Raw genomic sequence first — 3,306 nt, forward strand, 5'->3', positions numbered from 1 at the left:
CTGCTGGACGATTCTTCCCTCCTGACTCGCCACATCGGCGGCAGCGGCAAGGTGGCCATCGTCACCAACACCACCGTGGCGCCGCTGTACCTGGACAAGATCGCGGGCCCGCTGCGTGCGGCCGGGCGCGAGGTCGTGCCCATCATCCTGCGCGACGGCGAGGAATACAAGAACTGGGAGAGCCTGAACGAGGTGTTCGACGCGCTGCTGGCCAACAAATGCGACCGCAAGACCACGCTCGTGGCACTGGGCGGCGGCGTGATCGGCGACATGACGGGCTTCGCGGCCGCCACCTACATGCGCGGCGTGCCGTTCGTGCAGATTCCGACCACGCTGCTGGCGCAGGTCGATTCCTCGGTGKGCGGCAAGACCGGCATCAACCACCCGCTGGGCAAGAACATGATCGGCGCCTTTTACCAGCCGCGCGCCGTCATCGCGGACACTGCCACGCTCGACACCTTGCCGGACCGCGAACTGTCGGCCGGCCTGGCGGAAGTCATCAAGCACGGCGCCATCCTCGACGCCGGCTTCTTCGACTGGATCGAGGCGAACATCGGCAAGCTGATGGCACGCGACCACGCGGCCCTCGCGCACGCGATCGCGCGCTCGTGCGAGATCAAGGCCGACGTCGTGGCGCGCGACGAGCGCGAAGGCGGCCTGCGCGCCGTGCTGAACTTCGGCCACACCTTCGGCCATGCCATCGAGGCGGGCCTGGGCTACGGCGAATGGCTGCACGGCGAGGCCGTCGGCTGCGGCATGGTGATGGCGGCCGACTTGTCGCGCCGCCTGGGTCTGATCGACGACGCCGCCGTGGAACGCGTGCGCAACCTCGTCGAGGCGGCCGGACTGCCCGTCGTGGCGCCGGACCTGGGCGTCGATCGCTGGATCGAGCTGATGGAGGTCGACAAGAAGAACGAGGGTGGGGCGATCAAGTTCATCCTCCTGAAACCGCTGGGCAGCCCGAGCATCACCAACGCTCCGCGCGACCAGCTGGAAGCGACGTTGGGGGCCTGCATCAAATGATCGATTTCGACGCCCACCTGGCTCCATACGCGGCGCAATCGTCGAAGAGCCGTGGGCGTCGCCATCCGGAACCCGCGCCGGGCGCGCGCAGCGAGTTCCAGCGCGACCGCGACCGCATCATCCACTCGACCGCGTTCCGCCGGCTCGAATACAAGACCCAGGTTTTTCTCAATCACGAGGGCGACCTGTTCCGCACCCGCCTCACGCACTCGATCGAGGTCGCGCAGATCGCACGCACGCTGGCGCGCAGCCTGCGCCTGAACGAAGACCTCGTCGAAGCGACCGCCCTCGCGCACGACCTGGGCCACACGCCGTTCGGCCACGTCGGCCAGGACGTGCTGAACGACTGCATGAAGGACTACGGCGGCTTCGAGCACAACCTGCAAAGCCTGCGCGTCGTCGACCACCTGGAAGAGCACTACGGCGCCTTCGACGGCCTGAACCTGACCTTCGAGACGCGCGAAGGCATCCTGAAACACTGCTCGCTGACGAACGCGCGCCAGCTGGGAGAACTCGGCCAGCGCTTCATCGACAGGACGCAACCGAGCCTGGAAGCGCAGCTGACGAACCTGGCCGACGAAATCGCCTACAACAACCACGACATCGACGATGGCCTGCGTTCCGGCCTGCTCACGATGAAGCAGATGGAAGAGGTGGAGTTGTTCGCGCGCCTGCACTACGAGGTGGTGCGCCAGTATCCGGGCCTGCCGGGGCGGCGCGAGCTGTATGAAACGATCCGCCTGATGATCACGGCGATGACGGCCGACCTGGCCGCGACGTCGGCCCAGCTGCTGGCGGACGCTTCTCCGCAAAGCATCGAGGACGTGCGCGCCGGGCCGCCGCTGATCCGCTTCTCGCAGAAAATGCGCGAGGAGACGACCGCGCTGAAGCGCTTCCTGCACGCGAACCTGTACCGCCACTTCCAGGTGAACCGCATGCGCGTGAAGGCGAGCCGCATCGTGCACGAGCTGTTCGACGCCTTCATGAACGATCCGGTGCTGCTCCCGCCGGATTACCAGGTGGCGTCGGGCGACACGATGAGGCAGGCGCGCAAGATCGCCGATTACATCGCCGGGATGACGGACCGGTATGCGATCAAGGAACACCGGCGCATCTATTCGCTCGATACCTTCTGACGCCTGAAAATTCGGGGTCAGAGCACATTTGCACGCCAATTCGGGGTCAGAGCACTTTTTGGAGATATGGCTTCACAGCTATTTCAGACCGCATCCGATGCGGCCGTCATTGCTCACTGGCCAGCGGCGGAGCATGATTCGATGCGTGGTTATGCCTTGAACCCATTGTCGCGAAACGTGCTCTGACCCCGAATTTTCTGACCCCGAATTTTCCAAATAATGTGCTCTGACCCCGAATTTTTCAGGCGAACAGCGACGGCGTTGCCAGTTGTGCCAGCAGCTTCTTGATGGGCGCCGGCAGCGGCGCCTCGGCGATGGTCGCCAGGTCCCACCAGATGTGGCCCGCCGGCGTGTCGCCCCGCACCGCGAGGCCGATGCGGTAAGGCTGGATGTGCAGGCGATAGTGCGTAAAGCCGTGCACCAGCGGCAGCAGCGCCTCGACCTCGGTCACGGTGCCGAATTCGCCGGCGGCATCGGCCAGCGTCGCGTCAGGCACGGCGTCGGCCTCGTCCAGCGCCACGTGGCCGTCGTATTCCGGTAGCGACAGCAGGCCGCCCCAGATCCCGGATTCGGGCCGCTGCTGCAGCAGCACCTGCCCCGCGTCGACGATGGCCAGCATCAGCGCGCGCCGCTCCGGCGTCGCCTTCTTCGGCTTCGGCACGGGCAGCTCGCCCGTGCGGCCGGTGGAGAAGGCCACGCAGCGGTCCTGCAGCGGGCAGCGGCCGCAGTCCGGCTTGCCGCGCGTGCACAGCGTGGCGCCCAGGTCCATCAGGCCCTGCGTATAGGCTTCGATGCCTTCGCCGTCCGGCAGCAGCGCGTCGGCGCGGCGCCACAGCGCGTCTTCCACCGGTTTGATGCCCGGGTATTCGTCGATGCCGAACACGCGCGCGAACACGCGTTTCACGTTGCCGTCCAGGATCGCGGCGCGCGCGCCGCCGGAAAAGGCGGCGATGGCGGCGGCCGTCGAGCGGCCGATCCCGGGCAGGTCGGCCAGCAGCGCCGGGTCGCTGGGGAATACGCCGTCGAAATCCGCGACGACGCGCTTTGCGCACGCATGCAGGTTGCGCGCCCGCGTGTAGTAACCGAGGCCGCTCCAGTGCGCCATCACGTCGCCCGCCGGGGCGGCGGCGAGGTCGTACACGGTCGG

3 protein-coding genes are annotated in these 3,306 nt (G+C 67.0%); 2 read left to right on the forward strand and 1 reads right to left on the reverse strand.

Translation table 11 applies throughout. The features are described from left to right. Together aroB and AC1DYX_RS29615 are read left to right on the forward strand one after the other, a co-directional pair. Positions 1 to 1,023, forward strand: a 1,023-nt coding sequence (gene aroB, locus AC1DYX_RS29610; protein ID WP_477265571.1) for a 3-dehydroquinate synthase, incomplete at its 5' end; no start/stop codon positions are given. After that, the gene (locus AC1DYX_RS29615) at positions 1,020 to 2,159 is read left to right on the forward strand and encodes a deoxyguanosinetriphosphate triphosphohydrolase (protein WP_477265573.1); all 1,140 of its coding nucleotides are present in this window, start codon (positions 1,020 to 1,022) and stop codon (positions 2,157 to 2,159) included. The genes aroB and AC1DYX_RS29615, both read left to right, overlap by 4 nt. 241 nt (positions 2,160 to 2,400) lie before the next feature. Here AC1DYX_RS29615 and AC1DYX_RS29620 read toward each other — a convergent pair. Continuing rightward, a partial coding sequence (locus AC1DYX_RS29620) for an A/G-specific adenine glycosylase (protein WP_477265575.1) occupies positions 2,401 to 3,306 on the reverse strand: 906 nt, incomplete at its 5' end.

Source organism: Massilia sp. P2_C2, from assembly GCF_056404615.1.

Coding starts and splice junctions, on each gene's coding strand:
- AC1DYX_RS29615 (WP_477265573.1), top strand. CDS start 1,020: ATGATCGATTTCGACGCCCACCTGGCTCCATACGCGGCGCAATCGTCG.